Origin of the sequence: Bacillus halotolerans (assembly GCF_001517105.1) — a bacterium.
Lineage (GTDB): Bacteria > Bacillota > Bacilli > Bacillales > Bacillaceae > Bacillus > Bacillus halotolerans.
This window is the reverse complement of record NZ_LPVF01000013.1, coordinates 228881-245904: the sequence shown is the minus strand read 5'-3', so window position 1 is coordinate 245904 and position 17024 is coordinate 228881. Positions and strand designations below refer to the sequence as shown.

16 protein-coding genes and 2 pseudogenes are annotated in these 17024 nt (G+C 44.0%); all 18 read left to right on the top strand.

Annotated features, from left to right (window positions below; genetic code table 11):
- The first annotated feature begins 18 nt into the window (after positions 1–18).
- The 18 genes and pseudogenes from mtrB to aroA all read left to right on the top strand — a co-directional run bounded on the left by mtrB (position 19) and on the right by aroA (position 16832).
- A complete protein-coding gene (mtrB, locus tag AU387_RS19290; protein WP_024121871.1) occupies positions 19–246 on the top strand; it encodes a trp RNA-binding attenuation protein MtrB in 228 nt (75 codons plus the stop codon).
- 164 nt (positions 247–410) lie between these two features.
- Entirely contained in the window at positions 411–1166 is a 756-nt protein-coding gene (gene hepS, locus AU387_RS19285; protein ID WP_024121870.1) for a heptaprenyl diphosphate synthase component 1, read from the top strand.
- Between the two features lie 5 nt (positions 1167–1171).
- Positions 1172–1873, top strand: a complete 702-nt coding sequence (menG, locus tag AU387_RS19280; RefSeq protein ID WP_044155066.1) for a demethylmenaquinone methyltransferase — start codon at positions 1172–1174, stop codon at positions 1871–1873.
- A gap of 25 nt (positions 1874–1898) precedes the next feature.
- Positions 1899–2861 carry a heptaprenyl diphosphate synthase component II gene (gene hepT / locus AU387_RS19275; RefSeq protein ID WP_059336687.1) on the top strand — a complete coding sequence of 321 codons (963 nt, stop codon included), beginning with the start codon at positions 1899–1901 and terminating at the stop codon, positions 2859–2861.
- A gap of 115 nt (positions 2862–2976) precedes the next feature.
- Positions 2977–3426: a nucleoside-diphosphate kinase gene (gene ndk / locus AU387_RS19270; RefSeq protein WP_082687965.1), complete on the top strand. Its 450-nt coding sequence runs from the start codon at positions 2977–2979 to the stop codon at positions 3424–3426.
- Between the two features lie 232 nt (positions 3427–3658).
- Positions 3659–4429, top strand: a complete 771-nt coding sequence (gene cheR, locus AU387_RS19265) for a protein-glutamate O-methyltransferase CheR (protein ID WP_059293691.1) — start codon at positions 3659–3661, stop codon at positions 4427–4429.
- 74 nt (positions 4430–4503) lie between these two features.
- Positions 4504–5676 (top strand): chorismate synthase, encoded by a 1173-nt coding sequence (gene aroC, locus AU387_RS19260; RefSeq protein ID WP_024121865.1) that lies wholly within the window; start codon positions 4504–4506, stop codon positions 5674–5676.
- Positions 5676–6764: a 3-dehydroquinate synthase gene (gene aroB, locus AU387_RS19255; RefSeq protein WP_059336629.1), complete on the top strand. Its 1089-nt coding sequence runs from the start codon at positions 5676–5678 to the stop codon at positions 6762–6764. Before aroC ends, aroB begins: the two co-directional genes overlap by 1 nt.
- Positions 6761–7144 carry a chorismate mutase gene (aroH, locus tag AU387_RS19250; RefSeq protein ID WP_044155077.1) on the top strand — a complete coding sequence of 128 codons (384 nt, stop codon included), beginning with the start codon at positions 6761–6763 and terminating at the stop codon, positions 7142–7144. Before aroB ends, aroH begins: the two co-directional genes overlap by 4 nt.
- A gap of 217 nt (positions 7145–7361) precedes the next feature.
- Positions 7362–8909 (top strand): anthranilate synthase component I, encoded by a 1548-nt coding sequence (gene trpE / locus AU387_RS19245; RefSeq protein WP_059336628.1) that lies wholly within the window; start codon positions 7362–7364, stop codon positions 8907–8909.
- A complete protein-coding gene (gene trpD, locus AU387_RS19240) occupies positions 8881–9897 on the top strand; it encodes an anthranilate phosphoribosyltransferase (RefSeq protein ID WP_059336627.1) in 1017 nt (338 codons plus the stop codon). The genes trpE and trpD overlap by 29 nt, the downstream gene beginning before the upstream one ends.
- Complete coding sequence (trpC, locus tag AU387_RS19235; RefSeq protein ID WP_059336626.1) at positions 9890–10642, top strand: indole-3-glycerol phosphate synthase TrpC; 753 nt, start codon at positions 9890–9892, stop codon at positions 10640–10642. The genes trpD and trpC overlap by 8 nt, the downstream gene beginning before the upstream one ends.
- 4 nt (positions 10643–10646) lie before the next feature.
- Positions 10647–11300: a phosphoribosylanthranilate isomerase gene (locus AU387_RS19230; protein ID WP_059336625.1), complete on the top strand. Its 654-nt coding sequence runs from the start codon at positions 10647–10649 to the stop codon at positions 11298–11300.
- A complete protein-coding gene (trpB, locus tag AU387_RS19225; protein ID WP_059336624.1) occupies positions 11281–12483 on the top strand; it encodes a tryptophan synthase subunit beta in 1203 nt (400 codons plus the stop codon). The genes AU387_RS19230 and trpB overlap by 20 nt, the downstream gene beginning before the upstream one ends.
- Positions 12476–13278 (top strand): annotated as a pseudogene (gene trpA, locus AU387_RS19220) (tryptophan synthase subunit alpha). Before trpB ends, trpA begins: the two are co-directional and overlap by 8 nt.
- An 11-nt stretch (positions 13279–13289) precedes the next feature.
- Positions 13290–14372 carry a histidinol-phosphate transaminase gene (gene hisC / locus AU387_RS19215; RefSeq protein ID WP_059336623.1) on the top strand — a complete coding sequence of 361 codons (1083 nt, stop codon included), beginning with the start codon at positions 13290–13292 and terminating at the stop codon, positions 14370–14372.
- Between the two features lie 48 nt (positions 14373–14420).
- A pseudogene (locus tag AU387_RS19210) lies at positions 14421–15535 on the top strand (prephenate dehydrogenase).
- A 10-nt stretch (positions 15536–15545) separates the two neighbouring features.
- Positions 15546–16832 carry a 3-phosphoshikimate 1-carboxyvinyltransferase gene (gene aroA / locus AU387_RS19205; protein WP_059336622.1) on the top strand — a complete coding sequence of 429 codons (1287 nt, stop codon included), beginning with the start codon at positions 15546–15548 and terminating at the stop codon, positions 16830–16832.
- Positions 16833–17024 lie beyond the last annotated feature (192 nt).

Genomic DNA, 17024 nt, shown 5'->3' with positions numbered 1-17024 from the left:
AGATAGAGGGTGCTATAAATGAACGAAAAGCATTCAAGCGATTTTGTCGTCATTAAAGCAATTGAGGATGGAGTGAATGTGATCGGCCTGACAAGGGGAACGGACACAAAGTTTCACCATTCCGAAAAACTCGACAAGGGAGAAGTGATCATTGCTCAGTTTACAGAGCATACTTCTGCCATTAAAGTCAGAGGAGAGGCGCTCATTCAAACCGCATACGGAGAAATGAAAAGCGAAAAAAAATAAGCTGGCTGTCCCCGCTGTTTTAAAGCAAATGCTCGCAAACAGCGGGAGGATACAGCCAATTTGTTTTTTTATGCTATAATGATACCTGCGTAATCTTATGACAAAATAAAACTGATACATATGATTTAGAAATAAATGTGAATTTGGGGACAAGGGTGATATTTTTGCAAGACATCTACGGAACTTTAGCCAATCTGAACACGAAAATAAAACAAAAGCTGTCTCATCCTTATTTAGCGAAGCATATTTCTGCGCCTAAGATCGATGAGGATAAGCTTCTTCTTTTTCATGCATTATTTGAGGAAGCCGACATAAAAAACAATGACAGAGAAAATTATATTGTAACAGCGATGCTTGTACAAAGCGCCCTTGATACCCATGATGAAGTAACGACAGCCAGAGTCATAAAACGAGACGAAAACAAGAACCGCCAATTGACTGTTCTTGCAGGCGATTATTTCAGCGGACTGTACTATTCATTACTATCTGAAATGAAGGATATCTACATGATTAGAACGCTCGCTACAGCAATTAAAGAAATCAATGAACATAAAATTCGTCTGTATGACCGATCTGTAAAGGACGAACACCATTTTTTCGAAAGTGTCGGCATCGTTGAATCAGCTTTATTCCATCGGGTGTCTGAACATTTCAATCTCCCGCGCTGGAAGAAGCTATCGAGTGATTTTTTTGTATATAAGCGGCTTATGACCGGAAATGATACATTTTTAGATGTGATCGGCAGTGTTATACAGCTGGGGAAAACAAAAGAAGAGATGCTGGAAGAGTGTTTTAAGAAAGCAAAGAACAGCATTGAGTCACTTCTGCCTCTAAGCTCACCTATTCAGCAAATTTTATTAAACCGCCTGAAGACAATCAGCCAAGACCAAACTTATCATCAGAAAGTGGAAGAAGGGTAACCATTATGCAGGACTCAAAAGAACAGCGCGTACACGGAGTATTTGAAAAAATATATAAAAACTACGACCAAATGAACTCTGTCATCAGTTTTCAGCAGCACAAAAAATGGCGTGATAAAACGATGCGCATCATGGGTGTAAAAGAAGGCGCCAAAGCTCTTGATGTTTGCTGCGGAACAGCTGACTGGACGATTGCTCTTGCAAAAGCAGCCGGTAAAACCGGTGAAATAAAGGGTTTGGATTTCAGCGAAAACATGCTGAGCGTCGGCAAACAGAAAGTAAAAGACGGCGGTTACAGTCAAATCGAACTGCTGCACGGAAATGCAATGGAGCTCCCTTTTGATGATAATACATTTGATTTTGTAACAATTGGTTTCGGTCTGCGTAATGTGCCGGATTATTTGACCGTACTGAAAGAAATGAGACGTGTGGTGAAGCCTGGCGGACAAGTAGTATGCCTGGAAACCTCACAGCCTGAAATGTTTGGGTTTAGACAGGCTTATTTTATGTACTTTAAGTATATTATGCCGTTTTTCGGGAAGCTGTTTGCGAAAAGCTATAAAGAATACTCGTGGCTCCAAGAGTCAGCCAGAGAATTTCCTGGTATGAAGGAATTGGCAGGCCTGTTTGAAGAGGCGGGTCTGAAAAATGTCAAATATCATTCGTTTACTGGCGGAGTCGCAGCCACGCATATCGGATGGAAATGAAAACACAGATGTTTGGGTGAATGATATGAAATTTAAAATGGCCTACTCTTTTTTAAATGACGATATTGATGTAATTGAAAGGGAGCTTGAACAAACTGTACGCTCCGATTATCCGCTTTTGAGCGAGGCGGGTCTTCATCTATTGCAGGCAGGAGGCAAACGGATTCGGCCTGTCTTCGTTCTGCTTTCCGGCATGTTTGGCGATTACGATATCAATAAGATTAAATATGTCGCTGTCACTCTGGAAATGATTCATATGGCATCATTGGTTCATGATGATGTCATTGATGATGCGGAGCTTCGCCGGGGAAAGCCGACGATCAAAGCCAAATGGGATAACCGAATTGCGATGTATACAGGCGATTATATGCTTGCCGGATCTCTTGAAATGATGACGAGAATTAATGAACCGAAAGCGCATCGGATTTTGTCACAGACCATTGTTGAAGTGTGTCTTGGAGAGATTGAACAAATCAAAGACAAATACAACATGGAACAGAATCTCAGAACGTACCTGCGGCGCATAAAGAGAAAAACGGCGCTTCTTATCGCTGTCAGCTGTCAGCTGGGGGCTATTGCGTCCGGAGCTGAAGAGAAGATTCATAAGGCGCTCTACTGGTTTGGATATTATGTCGGCATGTCTTATCAAATCATTGATGATATTCTTGATTTTACTTCAACTGAAGAAGAACTGGGGAAACCGGTTGGAGGCGACTTGCTTCAAGGAAATGTTACATTGCCTGTCCTATATGCATTAAAAAAACCAGCTTTAAAGAATCAGCTTAAATTAATTAACAGCGAGACGACACAAGAACAGCTTGCGCCCATTATTGAAGAAATCAAAAAGACAGATGCAATTGAAGCATCGATGGCAGTGAGCGAGATGTATCTGCAAAAAGCTTTCCAAAAACTTAACACGCTTCCGAGAGGGCGTGCGCGTTCTTCTCTTGCAGCCATCGCAAAATATATCGGCAAAAGAAAATTTTAATTTTTTGTAGATATTAAGAAATTTCTCCGCCCCGGATTGATTAATTATCTGAAAGATGTTACGATTTCGGTGTGCAATGTGAAAGCCTATACATACATATGATGGGGTGGAGAATGTGATGGAAAAGACTTTTATCATGGTGAAACCGGACGGTGTCCAACGGCAGCTGGTCGGGGAAATTTTATCTAGATTCGAACGTAAGGGCTTACAATTGGCTGGCGCAAAGCTGATGAGAGTAACTGAACAAATGGCTGAGAAACACTATGCCGAACATCAAGGGAAGCCTTTCTTTGGAGAACTTGTTGAGTTTATTACTTCCGGACCAGTTTTTGCGATGGTGTGGGAAGGCGAAAATGTCGTTGAAGTGACCAGGCAGCTGATTGGAAAAACAAACCCTAAAGAAGCATTGCCAGGCACCATTCGCGGGGATTTCGGCATGTTTGTCGGAAAAAATATTATCCACGGCTCTGATTCTCTGGAAAGCGCTGAGCGTGAGATTAATATTTTCTTTAAGGATGAAGAGTTAGTATCATATCAACAACTCATGACAGGCTGGATCTATTAATCATTGCTGAAAAAGCCGAGAGAAGAGCCGGTATCTGCACTACGCCGGTTCCGGCTTTTTTGTAAAGGTTTACATTGACTTGAATATATGGCTAAACGGCAGGGGATCCACCCCTGTCTTTACCAATCATCTGAAATCAGCTGAAAAGCTGATTTTTTTATTTGAAACAATACAATTTCCTGATAAAACAAGCTATACTAGGACAAAAGACAGCGAGACTGGGAGAGAAGAGATGGATACATACAGCGTATTTACAACCAAATGGAAGCAATTAACCGGAGTTGATTTAACTTTATACAAAGAAGCGCAAATGAAGAGAAGGCTGACATCTCTTTATGAGAAAAAAGGTTTTCAAAGCTTTAAGGATTTTGCAGTCGCATTAGAAAAGGATCAGGCGCTTTTAAATGAAACATTGGACAGAATGACGATTAATGTTTCAGAATTTTATCGAAATTATAAAAGATGGGAAGTTCTTGAAACAGCTATTTTGCCTTTAATCAAACATTCAAAGCCTTTAAAAATATGGAGCGCGGCATGCTCTACAGGGGAGGAGCCTTATACGCTCGCAATGATTTTAGATCAGCAGAAAGGGCTCCCAGGCTATCAGATTTTGGCGACTGATATAGATGATAAGGCATTGGAAAAAGCCAAAAAAGGCGTGTATCAGGAGCGGTCTTTGCAAGAAGTGCCGTCTTCTGTGAAGGATCGTTATTTTACTCAAAACGCTGATAAGAGCTATGAAGTGAAACATGACATAAAGAAGAACATTAGGTTTCAAAAACATAATCTGCTTGCGGATCGCTACGAGCAAGACTTTGATTTGATCGTGTGCCGCAATGTTTTTATTTATTTTACAGAAAACGCAAAGGAAGAGCTGTACTTAAAAATGGCGCATAGCCTAAAAAAGAATGGGGTTCTCTTTGTCGGCAGCACAGAGCAGATCTTCAATCCGGAGAAATTCGGCCTTTCTCCCGCGGATACATTCTTTTATCAAAAAAGATAGACTGACTTTTTGCCGAAAAATATGTTATAGTAGTTTTACTTAAAAGCGTTAATGCGATGAAGGGAGAAGAAGTCATGAGATATTTAACAGCCGGTGAATCACACGGCCCCCAATTGACAACCATTATTGAAGGTGTGCCTGCGGGGCTTTACATAACTGAGGAAGATATCAACTTTGAGCTTGGCAGACGGCAGAAAGGCCATGGCCGCGGGCGCCGCATGCAGATCGAAAAGGACCAGGCGAAAATTATGAGCGGGGTGCGCCATGCCCGCACTCTCGGTTCACCAATCGCTCTTGTCGTAGAAAATAACGATTGGAAACACTGGACTAAAATTATGGGTGCGGCTCCGATTACTGAAGAAGAAGAAAAGGAAATGAAACGCCAAATTTCCAGACCAAGACCGGGACACGCAGATTTAAACGGTGCGATTAAATATAACCACCGCGATATGAGAAATGTGCTTGAGCGCTCTTCAGCACGTGAAACGACCGTAAGAGTGGCGGCAGGCGCTGTCGCTAAAAAGATCCTTTCTGAGCTTGGCATTAAGGTAGCGGGCCACGTATTACAGATCGGGGCAGTTAAGGCGGAAAAAACGGATTATACTTCAATTGATGACTTAAAGCGTGTGACTGAAGAGTCTCCGGTCAGATGCTACGATGAAGAAGCAGGCAAAAAAATGATGGATGCCATTGACGAAGCGAAGGCAAACGGAGATTCCATCGGCGGAATTGTGGAAGTGATTGTTGAAGGAATGCCGGTGGGCGTGGGCAGCTACGTTCATTATGACCGTAAACTGGACAGCAAGCTTGCTGCGGCAGTACTGTCTATTAATGCATTTAAAGGTGTGGAATTCGGCATCGGCTTTGAAGCGGCCGGAAGAAACGGAAGCGAGGTTCATGACGAAATCATTTGGGACGAAGAAAAAGGATATACGCGTGCTACGAACAGACTTGGCGGATTGGAAGGCGGCATGACGACAGGAATGCCAATCGTTGTCCGCGGAGTCATGAAGCCGATTCCGACATTATATAAACCGCTGAAAAGTGTGGATATTGAAACGAAAGAACCGTTTTCAGCCAGTATTGAACGTTCAGACAGCTGCGCAGTGCCAGCGGCAAGTGTAGTGGCGGAAGCTGCTGTTGCATGGGAAATTGCGAACGCTGTTGTTGAACAATTCGGCTTAGACCAAATTGACCGCATTAGAGAAAACGTGGAGAATATGAGAAAACTGTCGAGGGAATTTTAATGAGAACACTGCATGTTCAAACCGCTTCCTCTTCGTATCCTGTATTTATCGGACAAGGAATCAGAAAAAAGGCTTGTGAACTATTAACCTCGCTAAACAGGCCATTAACACGCATTATGCTTGTTACCGATGAAGAAGTGGATCGCCTGTACGGTGATGAAATGCTTCACCTGCTGGAAGAAAAATGGCCTGTGAAAAAAGTGACGGTGCCGAGCGGAGAGCAGGCGAAATCAATGGATATGTACACGAAACTGCAGAGTGAAGCGATTCGATTTCATATGGATCGCTCCTCATGCATCATCGCTTTTGGAGGCGGTGTTGTAGGAGATCTTGCTGGATTTGTGGCTGCCACTTTTATGCGCGGCATTGATTTCATTCAAATGCCTACAACGCTTTTGGCGCATGACAGCGCGGTCGGAGGAAAAGTAGCGGTGAATCATCCGCTTGGAAAAAATCTGATCGGCGCATTTTATCAGCCCAAAGCCGTGCTTTACGATACGGACTTTATCCGTTCCCTACCGGAAAAAGAGCTTCGGTCCGGGATGGCAGAAGTGATTAAGCATGCTTTTATTTATGACAGAGAATTCCTGAAAGACCTGCTGGGCATTCACTCACTGAACGATATCACCAGCGAGCAGCTGAATGACATGATTTTTAAAGGTATTTCGATTAAAGCGTCTGTCGTTCATCAGGATGAAAAGGAAGAAGGAATCAGAGCCTATCTTAACTTTGGGCATACACTCGGCCACGCAGTTGAGGCGGAGTATGGCTACGGACAGATCACCCACGGTGATGCGGTAGCACTCGGTATGCAGTTTGCTTTATATATAAGTGAACATGAAGCCGGCTGTAAAATGGACAGAAATCGATTAGTCAGCTGGCTTAAGAACCTGGGCTATCCAAGCCGCATTAAAAAAGAAACGGCAACTTCCGTACTTTTAGACCGTATGATGAATGATAAAAAAACCCGCGGCGGTATGATTCAATTCATCGTTCTCAAAGAATTAGGAAAAGTCGCCGACCATACGTTTTCAAGAGATGAACTTGAGAGCTGGCTGAACAAATGGCGAATGGAGGAGACATCATGATGATTCGTGGAATTCGCGGAGCAACTACAGTCGAAAAGGACACTGAAGAAGAAATTTTGCAAAAAACCAAACAGCTGTTAGAAAAAATGATAGAAGAAAACAAAACAAAGCCGGAAGATGTTGTTCAAATGCTTCTATCGGCGACGCCTGACCTGCACTCTGTTTTCCCGGCAAAAGCTGTCCGCGAGCTTTCTGGCTGGCAGTATGTGCCGGTGACATGTATGCAGGAAATGGATGTTACAGGCGGGCTGAAAAAATGTATAAGGGTCATGATGACTGTTCAGACTGATGTTCCTCAGAATCAAATCAGACATGTCTATTTAGAAAAAGCAGTTGTATTAAGACCCGATTTATCATTGACAAAAAATAATGAATTGTAATACGATTAGAACAGCTTAGAAATACACAAGAGTGTGTATAAAGCTTAGTGAATGAGTTGAGTTAGAGAATAGGGTAGCAGAGAATGAGTGTAGTTGAGCTGAGACATGTATGTTTATTCTACCCAAAAGAAGCCTTTCTTTTGGGTTTATTTTGTTATATCTTGATTTTCCCTCTCATGCCTTCTTCTCATTCTCCTTGCCAAAAGGAGTGAGAGCAATGAATTTCCAATCAAACATTTCTGCATTTTTAGAGGACAGTATGTCCTACCGCACCATACCGATTGTGGAGACATTCACAGTTGACACACTGACACCTATCCAAATGATCGAGCAGCTGGACAGGAAGATCACTTACCTTCTTGAAAGCAAGGATGACACATCAAATTGGTCCAGATATTCGTTCATCGGCCTTCAGCCATTTCTCACGATCAAAGAACAGCAAAATGATTTTACTGCTCAAGATGAGAATGACCGATCCCTTTACACTGGAAAAGAATTAAAAGAGGTTCTGGATTGGATGAATGCAGCATACAAAATCAAAACACCAGAGCTTGCCATTCCCTTTGTAGGCGGAGCTGTCGGGTATTTAAGCTATGATATGATCCCGATGATTGAACCTTCTGTTCCTCGCCACAGGAAGGAAACGGAATTTGAAAAGTGTATGCTGTTTGTTTGCAGCACATTAATTGCTTATGATCATGAAACAAAAAACGTCCACTTTATTCAGTATGCTAGATTGAATGGACAAGAAACTGAAGCTGAAAAAATTGCTGTGTTCAATAAAAATCACCGAGAGCTCCAAGGCCTCATTGATAAGATGATGGATCAAAAAAACATAAAAGAACTGTTTCTTTCATCTGAGTCATATAAGACACCAGGTTTCGATTCAGTATCTTCAAATTACGAAAAATCAGCGTTTATGGCAGATGTAGAAAAGATCAAAGAATATATAAAAGCAGGCGACATCTTTCAAGGTGTCCTGTCACAAAAATTTGAGATTCCGATAACAGCAGATTCCTTTGAATTGTACAGAGTGCTGCGAATCGTCAATCCTTCGCCGTATATGTATTATATAAAACTCCTGGACAGAGAGATTGTCGGCAGCTCTCCGGAACGGTTAATCCACGTTCAAGACGGGCATTTGGAAATCCATCCGATTGCCGGAACAAGAAAAAGAGGCGCAGACAAAGAGGAAGATGAAAAACTCAAAATTGAGCTGATGAAAGATGAAAAAGAAAAAGCGGAGCATTATATGCTCGTTGATCTAGCTCGAAACGATATCGGCAGAGTGGCAGAGTATGGATCGGTTGCTGTGCCGGAGTTCACAAAGATCGTCTCATTTTCACATGTTATGCACATCATTTCAGTCGTCACAGGGAGGTTGAAAGAGGGAGTTCACCCTGTCGATGCGCTAATGTCGGCTTTTCCTGCGGGAACTTTAACCGGGGCCCCAAAAATCCGCGCCATGCAGCTTTTAAATGAATTGGAGCCGACACCGAGAGAGACATACGGCGGCTGCATCGCCTACATCGGATTTGACGGGAATATCGACTCCTGTATTACGATCCGGACCATGAGCGTAAAAAACGGTGTTGCATCGATACAGGCTGGAGCAGGTATTGTTGCTGATTCTGTGCCGGAAGCCGAATATGAAGAAAGCTGCAACAAAGCGGGCGCACTGCTGAAAACCATTCATATTGCTGAAGACATGTTTCGTAGCAAGGGGGATGAAGCTGATGAACCAATTTCTGCAAACATGCGTTGACGGAAAGACACTTACTGCCGTTGAAGCGGAAGCGCTTATGAATATGATGATGACAGCAGAAATGACTCCTTCTGAAATGGGCGGTATATTGTCAATCCTGGCTCATCGGGGCGAAACTGCAGAAGAGCTGGCGGGCTTTGTGAAAGCCATGCGGACACATGCCCTTACGGTAGACGGACTTCATGATGTGGTTGACACATGCGGTACAGGCGGTGACGGCATCTCTACCTTTAATATTTCAACGGCATCGGCAATCGTTGCTTCAGCAGCAGGAGCTAAAATTGCTAAGCACGGCAATCGCTCCGTATCTTCTAAAAGCGGAAGCGCCGATGTTCTTGAAGAGCTTGGAATACCAATTCAAACCACACCTGAAGAAGTCAGAGTCAGCATTGAAACAAATAACATGGGATTTCTCTTTGCACCGCTTTATCATTCGTCCATGAAACATGTAGCGGGCACAAGAAAAGAGCTCGGATTTAGAACGATTTTTAATCTGCTCGGACCGCTCAGCAATCCTTTGCAGGCGAAGCGTCAGGTGATCGGTGTCTATTCTGCTGAAAAAGCGGGATTGATGGCAAGCGCACTGGAAATGTTCCAGCCGAAGCATGTACTATTCGCAGCAAGCCGTGACGGTTTAGATGAGCTTTCGGTTACATCACCGACCGATGTGATTGAAATAAAGGATGGAGAGCGCCGGGAATATACTGTTTCACCCGAAGACTTCGGCTTCCAAAATGGCAGACTTGAAGATATACAGGTGCAGTCACCGACAGAAAGCGCTCATCTGATTCAGAATATTTTTGAAAATAAAAGCAGCCGATCAGCTTTATATATTACAGCCTTGAATGCCGGCGCTGCGATATACACGGCGGGTATTGCCGAAACACTGAAAGAAGGAACGGAGCTTGCGTTAGAAACGATTGCAAGCGGAGGTGCCGCAGCGCAGCTCAATAGACTGAAACAGAAAGAGGGAGAGATCTATGCTTGAAAACATAATCAATCAAAAAAAAGAAGAAGTCAAAACTCTCATCCTGCCAGAAGAGCAGCCTTTTGAAAAACGGTCTTTTAAAGAGGCGCTGGATAACCCGAACCGTTTTATCGGATTGATTGCCGAAGTCAAAAAAGCGTCGCCGTCAAAAGGACTCATTAAAGAAGATTTTGTTCCGGAGCGGATTGCAAAAGACTATGAAGCTGCGCAGGCAGACGCGCTTTCTGTTTTAACTGACTTTCCGTTTTTCCAAGGGAAAAACAATTATTTATCAGACGTAAAGCGTGCTGTTTCGATTCCGGTGCTGAGAAAAGATTTTATTATTGATTCGATTCAAGTGGAGGAATCAAAGAGAATCGGAGCAGATGCCATATTGTTAATCGGAGAGGTGCTTGACCCCGTACAGCTTCACGAGTTGTATCTCGAAGCAGGGGAAAAGGAAATGGACGTGTTAGTGGAGGTTCATGATCAAACGACGCTTGAACAAATAGTGAAGGTATTCACCCCTGATATTCTCGGTATTAATAATCGAAACTTAAAAACGTTTGAAACTTCGCTCGAACAGACGAAACAGATTGCATCCCTAGTTCCGAAAGAATGCTTGCTTGTCAGTGAAAGCGGCATTGGTTCTTTAGAACATTTAACATTTGTCAAAGAACATGGAGCACGAGCTGTTCTCATCGGAGAGTCATTGATGAGACAGCATTCACAGAAAAAAGCAATCCATGCTTTGTATGGGGAGTGAGGATGTGAAAAAACCGGCATTAAAGTATTGCGGTATACGGTCTCTGCAGGATCTGCAACTTGCAGCGGATTCACAGGCAGATTATCTGGGTTTTATTTTTGCTGTCAGTAAACGAAAAGTATCTCCGGCAGATGTGAAAAAGTGGCTGAGCCAAGTTCGCACCGAAAAACAGATTGCAGGCGTTTTTGTGAATGAATCGCTGGGAACGATTGCCCGTATAGCAGGCGATTTGCAGCTTGACGTCATCCAGCTTCATGGTGATGAGACGCCAAAGGATGCTGAAGCCCTCCGTCTGCTGACAAATTGTGAAATATGGAAGGCGCTCCATCATAACAGCACAGCAATTCAGGACTTGGACCGCTTTAACGATTCTGTAGACGGTTTTGTGATTGACTCATCTGTAAAAGGGGCAAGAGGCGGGACTGGAGTGGCTTTTGCTTGGGATTGTGTGCCTGAATATCAGCAGAAAGCTGAACAAACGGGGAAACGGTGTTTCATCGCAGGCGGCGTGAATCCCGACACAATCGCAGACTTATTAAAATGGAGACCGGGCGGAGTCGATCTTGCCAGCGGAATAGAAAAAAACGGACAAAAAGATGACAAACTGATTAGGCTCTTAGAAGAAAGGATGAACCGATATGTATCCATATCCGAATGAAATAGGCAGATACGGCGATTTTGGCGGGAAATTTGTTCCGGAAACTCTTATGCAGCCGTTAGAAGAAATTGAAACAGCATTTAAGGAAATAAAGGATGATCCTGTTTTTAGGGGAGAATATCATAAGCTGTTAGCTGAATATTCCGGCAGGCCGACCGCATTAACATATGCCGATCGAGTCACAGAATATTTAGGCGGCGCCAAAATTTATTTGAAAAGAGAAGATTTAAACCATACAGGTTCTCATAAAATCAACAATGCTTTAGGCCAGGCATTGCTTGCAAAAAAAATGGGCAAAACGAAAATCATTGCAGAAACAGGTGCCGGACAGCATGGAGTAGCCGCCGCCACAGTTGCTGCTAAGTTTGGTTTTTCCTGCATTGTATTTATGGGTGAAGAGGATGTCGCCCGCCAGTCTCTGAACGTATTCCGAATGAAGCTTCTTGGAGCAGAGGTTGTGCCGGTCACAAGCGGAAACGGGACACTGAAGGATGCGACAAATGAGGCTATCCGTTATTGGGTTCAGCATTGTGAGGATCATTTTTATATGATTGGATCGGTTGTCGGACCGCACCCTTACCCGCAAATTGTCCGGGAATTTCAAAAAATGATCGGAGAGGAAGCGAAGGATCAGCTGAAAGACATTGAGGGAACACTGCCGGATAAAGTCGTTGCCTGCGTAGGCGGCGGAAGTAATGCGATAGGCATGTTTCAGGCATTTTTAGACGAAGATGTTGAACTGATCGGTGCTGAAGCGGCAGGAAAAGGAATTGACACCCCTCTTCATGCCGCTACCATTACGAAAGGAACTGTCGGTGTGATTCACGGTTCGCTCACTTACCTCATTCAAGACGAGTACGGTCAAATTATTGAGCCTTATTCAATTTCAGCAGGACTTGACTATCCGGGAATTGGTCCGGAGCACGCCTATTTGCATAAAAGCGGCCGTGTCACATACGATAGCATAACTGATGAAGAAGCAGTAAACGCGTTAAAACTATTGTCAGAAAAAGAAGGGATTTTACCAGCGATCGAATCTGCTCATGCATTAGCGAAGGCATTTAAAATCGCAAAAGAGATGGGGCGGGATCAAACTATCCTCGTCTGTTTATCAGGAAGAGGAGACAAGGATGTCAACACATTAATGAACGTATTGGAAGATGAGGTGAAAGCGCATGTTTAAAGTAGACCTGCAGCAGTCGGGAAAGTTGTTTATCCCGTTTATTACAGCGGGTGATCCGTTGCCGGAAGTATCAATCGAACTGGCTAAGTCTCTCCAAAAAGCGGGTGCCACGGCACTTGAGATTGGTGTAGCATACTCTGATCCGCTGGCAGACGGTCCGGTGATTCAGCGGGCTTCAAAACGGGCGCTTGAGAACGGGATGAATATTGTAAAAGCGATTGAATTAGGCGGAGAAATGAAAAAAATGGCGTCAATATTCCCATTATCCTCTTTACGTATTATAATCCTGTGTTACAATTGAACAAAGAATACTTTTTCGCTTTACTGCGGGAAAATCATATAGACGGCCTGCTTGTTCCGGATCTGCCTTTAGAAGAGAGCGCCAGCCTTCAAGCGGAATGCAAAACCCATGAGGTAACGTATATTTCTTTAGTTGCACCGACAAGCGAAAGCCGTTTGAAAACGATTATTGAACAAGCCGAGGGCTTCGTCTACTGTGTATCTTCGTTAGGTGTGACCGGTGTCCGAAATGAGTTCAATTCATCAGCTTATCCATTTATCCGGACAGTGAAGAACCTCAGCGCTGTGCCGGTTGCTGTTGGGTTTGGTATTTCCAGCCGCGAGCAGGTGGTCAAGATGAATGAAATCTGTGACGGTGTCGTAGTGGGAAGTGCGCTCGTCAAAAAGATAGAAGAATTAAAGGATCGGCTCATCAGCACTGAGATGAGAGATCGTGCAGTGCAGGAGTTTGAAGATTACGCGGAGACGTTTGGCGGTTTGTACAGTTTAAAATGAGGTGACTGGATTTGCGTATCAAAGAACATTTAAAACAACTGAAGCCTTATCAGCCGGGTAAACCGATTGAAGCAGTAAAAGCAGAATATGGCTTGGATAAAGTCGTGAAGCTTGCATCAAACGAAAATCCGTACGGCTGTTCGGAAGCTGCAAAAGAGGCGCTTCATCATGAAATTCAACAGCTTGCGCTTTATCCCGATGGATATAGCGCAGCTTTGCGGACAAGGCTCAGTGAGCACCTCAATGTGAGCGAAACATCACTTATTTTCGGTAATGGTTCAGATGAAATCATCCAAATTATATGCCGGGCTTTTTTAAACGACAAAACAAACACGATTGCAGCAGCACCGACTTTTCCGCAATATAAGCATAATGCGGTGATTGAAGGAGCTGAAGTTCGTGAAATTGCCCTTCGTTCTGACGGCTCTCATGATTTAGACGCGATGCTTGAAGCGATTGACGAACAGACTCAAGTCGTTTGGATTTGCAGCCCGAACAACCCGACTGGAACTTATACAACTGAAGGAGAATTGACTTCCTTTCTGGAACGTGTTCCTTCTCGTGTCCTCGTTGTTCTTGATGAAGCATATTATGAATATGTAACAGCTGAGGATTACCCGGAAAGCATACCGCTTTTGAATACGTATTCCAATCTGATGATATTGCGCACGTTTTCAAAGGCATACGGTCTGGCGGCGCTTAGAGTCGGATACGGTATTGCTGACGAAAAATTGATCCGCCAAATAGAGCCGGCAAGAGAGCCGTTTAACACCAGCCGTCTTGGCCAGGCTGCCGCGATTGCAGCCCTTGACGATCAAGAATTTATCGCTTCTTGTATCGAGAAAAATCAAGCAGGCCTTCAGCAGTATTATGATTTTGCGGAAACACACGGATTAAAGTGCTACCCTTCACAGACAAACTTTGTTTTAATAGACTTTAACCGCCCGTCTGATGAGTTGTTTCAGGCATTGCTGCAAAAAGGTTATATTGTCCGATCAGGAAATGCATTAGGGTTCCCGACTTCACTCCGGATTACGATCGGCACGAAAGAGCAAAACGAGGAAATTCTCGCAACTTTAGCTGAAATTTTATAAGAGGTGGTCAAGAATCACCTCTTTAGTCTATGAACCAGGTGATGATGAATGAATCAAATCAAAGATACAATATTGCTCGCCGGTCTCGGATTGATAGGCGGTTCTATTGCGTTAGCCATCAAAAAAAACATCCGGAAAAACGCATTATTGGGGTCGATATCTCAGATGAGCAGGTAGTGGCTGCCTTAAAATTAGGTGTGATAGACGAGAGTGCTGAATCGTTTATTGACGGCGCGAAAAAAGCTGCAACCGTTATTATTGCAACACCTGTTGCGCAAACGCTGCTTATGCTTGAAGAGTTGGCCCATTCAGAAATTAAGCATCCGCTATTGATTACTGACGTAGGAAGCACAAAGCAAAAAGTGGTTCATTACGCCGATCAAGTGCTGCCTGCCGGCTACCAATTTGTCGGAGGGCATCCGATGGCGGGCTCGCATAAATCAGGAGTTGCCGCTGCAAAGGAATTTCTGTTTGAAAATGCGTTTTATATTTTAACCCCGGGCCGTAAAACGGACAGACAAGCGGTCAATCAGTTAAAACATTTGCTGCAAGGGACGAATGCCCAATTTGTAGAAATGTCGCCTGAAGAGCATGATGGCGTAACAAGCGTGATCAGTCATTTTCCGCATATTGTTGCAGCCAGTCTTGTGCATCAGACCCATCACTCGGAAGAGCTTTATCCGCTTGTGAAGCGGTTTGCTGCCGGCGGTTTTCGGGATATTACCCGAATTGCATCAAGCAGTCCTGCAATGTGGCGTGATATTCTGTTACATAATAAAGATAAGATTTTAGATCGTTTTGATGAGTGGACTCGTGAGATTGAAACGATCCGGACATATGTAGAGCATGGAGATGCGGAAAAACTATTCAATTATTTTAAAACGGCAAAGGACTACCGTGATGGACTGCCTCTCCGCCAGAAGGGCGCAATACCGGCATTTTATGATTTATACGTAGACGTGCCAGATCATCCTGGGGTGATTTCCGAGATAACGGCTATACTTGCTGCGGAACGCATCAGTATAACGAATATCCGCATTATTGAAACGAGAGAAGATATTAACGGGATTTTAAGGATCAGTTTTCAATCCGATGATGACCGCAAACGGGCCGAACAGTGCATAGAAGCCCGCGCGGAATACGAAACTTTTTATGCTGATTGAGGTGGAAACAATGAAAAGAGAAAAGGTGCAGGCGTTAAACGGCGAAATACATGTTCCCGGTGATAAATCTATTTCTCACCGCTCTGTTATGTTTGGCGCGCTTGCGAAAGGCACAACAACTGTTAAAAATTTTCTGCCGGGAGCAGACTGTCTGAGCACCATCGATTGCTTTAGTAAGATGGGTGTTCAAATTGAGCGAAACGGCAGTGATGTAGTCATTCACGGGAAAGGGATGGATTCCCTGCGAGAACCAGAAAGTCTGTTAGACGTCGGTAATTCAGGCACAACGATTCGTCTGATGCTCGGAATCCTTGCGGGCCGTCCTTTTTACAGCGCGGTAGCTGGGGATGAAAGCATTGCGAAACGCCCAATGAAACGTGTAACAGAGCCTCTGAAACAAATGGGCGCTAAAATTGACGGCAGAGCCGGCGGAGAATTTACACCGCTGTCAGTAAGCGGCGGTACATTAAAAGGCATTGACTATGTATCACCTGTGGCCAGCGCTCAAATTAAATCGGCTGTTCTGCTTGCCGGGTTGCAGGCTGAGGGAACTACCACTGTCACCGAGCCTCATAAATCCAGAGATCATACTGAACGGATGCTGTCTGCTTTCGGAGTGAAACTGGCAGAGGACAAGACAAGTGTCTCCATAAAAGGCGGCCAGCAGCTTACGGCTGCAGATATTTTTGTTCCCGGAGATATTTCTTCAGCCGCGTTTTTCCTTGCAGCTGGCGCAATGATTCCAAACAGCAGAATTGTACTGAAAAACGTGGGGTTAAATCCGACTCGGACAGGTGTCATCGATGTGCTTCAAAACATGGGGGCAAAGCTTGAAATCAAACCATCTGTTGACGAAAGCGCAGAGCCTTATGGAGATTTGATCATTGAAACGTCATCTCTTAAAGCGGTTGAAATTAGCGGAGATATGATTCCGCGTTTGATTGATGAGATTCCTATTATTGCGCTACTTGCGACTCAGGCGGAAGGAACAACAGTCATTAAGGATGCCGCAGAGCTTAAAGTGAAAGAAACGAACCGTATCGATACAGTTGTTTCAGAGCTTCGAAAGCTCGGTGCTGAGATTGAACCGACTGAAGACGGAATGAAGGTATACGGCAAACAAACTCTCAAAGGCGGCGCGAAAGTATCAAGTCATGGAGATCATCGGATCGGGATGATGCTAGGCATAGCTTCCTGTTTAACAGAGGAGCCGATTGAGATCGGACAGACAGACGCCATTCATGTGTCATATCCAAACTTTTTTGATCATTTAAATAAGCTTTCAAACAAATCCTGAAGTTTATGCTTCAGGATTTGTTGTGTGAGCGTTTATCAGTCATAAACTGAAGGAAAAAAACATAGCCTGTCTTATAGAGGAATATAAAAACACAAAAGAGGGAGGGGGGCTTTACTTACAAGTCGGCAGGTCAAGGGCTGCTTTACTGTAATAGAGGGCTATCTTCCTTTTTTTATTTGCTATCGCAGGATC

Excerpts from the sequence above, each read along its gene's own strand:
- mtrB (WP_024121871.1), top strand. The coding sequence starts at position 19 with ATGAACGAAAAGCATTCAAGCGATTTTGTCGTCATTAAAGCAATTGAG.
- menG (WP_044155066.1), top strand. The coding sequence starts at position 1,172 with ATGCAGGACTCAAAAGAACAGCGCGTACACGGAGTATTTGAAAAAATA.
- hepT (WP_059336687.1), top strand. The coding sequence starts at position 1,899 with ATGAAATTTAAAATGGCCTACTCTTTTTTAAATGACGATATTGATGTA.
- cheR (WP_059293691.1), top strand. The coding sequence starts at position 3,659 with ATGGATACATACAGCGTATTTACAACCAAATGGAAGCAATTAACCGGA.
- aroC (WP_024121865.1), top strand. The coding sequence starts at position 4,504 with ATGAGATATTTAACAGCCGGTGAATCACACGGCCCCCAATTGACAACC.
- aroB (WP_059336629.1), top strand. The coding sequence starts at position 5,676 with ATGAGAACACTGCATGTTCAAACCGCTTCCTCTTCGTATCCTGTATTT.
- aroH (WP_044155077.1), top strand. The coding sequence starts at position 6,761 with ATGATGATTCGTGGAATTCGCGGAGCAACTACAGTCGAAAAGGACACT.
- trpE (WP_059336628.1), top strand. The coding sequence starts at position 7,362 with ATGAATTTCCAATCAAACATTTCTGCATTTTTAGAGGACAGTATGTCC.
- trpD (WP_059336627.1), top strand. The coding sequence starts at position 8,881 with ATGAACCAATTTCTGCAAACATGCGTTGACGGAAAGACACTTACTGCC.
- trpC (WP_059336626.1), top strand. The coding sequence starts at position 9,890 with ATGCTTGAAAACATAATCAATCAAAAAAAAGAAGAAGTCAAAACTCTC.
- trpB (WP_059336624.1), top strand. The coding sequence starts at position 11,281 with ATGTATCCATATCCGAATGAAATAGGCAGATACGGCGATTTTGGCGGG.
- aroA (WP_059336622.1), top strand. The coding sequence starts at position 15,546 with ATGAAAAGAGAAAAGGTGCAGGCGTTAAACGGCGAAATACATGTTCCC.